The 422-nt window shown below is 59.5% G+C and carries 1 protein-coding gene; it reads left to right on the forward strand.

What is annotated here, in order from left to right; translation table 11 throughout:
* The coding region (locus tag EXE44_RS20490; protein ID WP_199241282.1) for a hypothetical protein at window positions 1–422 on the forward strand (422 nt) is incomplete at both ends.

Here is a 422-nt window from a genome sequence, read left to right on the forward strand (position 1 = left end):
TATTGCTCGTCGTTGTGTTACTGGCCGACGTATTGCTCGTCGTTGTGTTACTGGTTGGCGTGTTGGAAATCGATGTCACGGTGGTTCCGTTCGTTTCCGAAGAGTTCTGGACAGACAGCGTGCTCGAGACCGTCTCGCTGTCGGAGAGAACGCCGACCGTTACGCCGCCGGAAGCCGCAGCGGTCACCAGAAAGACCGCTAAAACGACCGAGATGAAGGCGCGTTTACGCATCGCTCTTACCCCCCGAACTATTGGCGTCCGAAGCCGAGTCTCCGTGGTCGCGTTTCGGAGTGGCCGTTTGTTCGTCGCCGTTGGTTCGCCGAGAGACAGCGTCGTCCGCCGCTTCGGAACCGGCCTCAACGTCGGAACTCTCCGAGTACACGGATTCACTTCCGGTGTGGGTGTCGTCAGTCTCGCTCGG

The organism is Halorubrum sp. SS7 (assembly GCF_005435055.1).
Taxonomy (GTDB): domain Archaea; phylum Halobacteriota; class Halobacteria; order Halobacteriales; family Haloferacaceae; genus Halorubrum; species Halorubrum salinarum.